The following is a 688-nucleotide window of genomic DNA, read 5'->3' on the forward strand; positions in this document are numbered from 1 at the left end:
TGCCGGGCGAAGAACTGGGCCGCGCTGTCGGCCTCGAACCTGGGCACCTCAAAATGCCCGCCTGCGTTGGCGTGCAACGTCTTGTCCTTCGAGGCGAAGGCATCGAACAACGCCAGACCGGATTGACGTTCGACGTGCTCGTCGTCCCACTGGAGCAGGAATTCGATCGGGACGGTGATCTCTGCTGCCGCCTCGGTCAGGGATTCATGCCCGAGGCAACCGAAGACCGCCGCGGTGATCCGGGGTTCGACTGCCGTCAACGGCACCCCGATCCCGGTGCCCTGCATGATGCCCCAGAAACCGACCGGTCCGTTGGCGCCGATCTCCGGCAGTTGCTGGAGGGCGTTCAGGGTCGCCTGCCATTCCGGTACGGCGCGCGCCGCCAGGTCGATGTGGAGTCTCACGATGACCGGGCTGATCGGCTCACCCGCCGCCTGAGCCTGCCGTAAGACAGCGATGTGCTGCTCGTCGGCCGCCGTTCGGGGGCGGTCGCCGTGTCCGGGCGCGTCGATGGCGGCGACATGGAAACCGCAACCGGTCACGAAGCGGTGTGCACGGCCCAGGATTCCCGGTGCTCTCTTGTGTTGGCCGCCACTGTGCGCCATCAGCACCAAGGGCGCGTGATCGGAACCGGATGCGGGCGACCAAAGCACACCGGGAACCTCACCCACAGTGAAGCTGCGTTCAG

Annotated in this window: 1 protein-coding gene; it reads right to left on the bottom strand. The window is 66.6% G+C overall.

Annotated elements, in window-relative coordinates; all coding sequences use genetic code 11:
• A partial coding sequence (locus CF165_RS49760) for an alpha/beta hydrolase family protein (RefSeq protein WP_093954568.1) occupies positions 1-688 on the bottom strand: 688 nt, incomplete at both ends.

Origin of the sequence: Amycolatopsis vastitatis, from assembly GCF_002234595.1 — a bacterium.
GTDB lineage: Bacteria > Actinomycetota > Actinomycetes > Mycobacteriales > Pseudonocardiaceae > Amycolatopsis > Amycolatopsis vastitatis.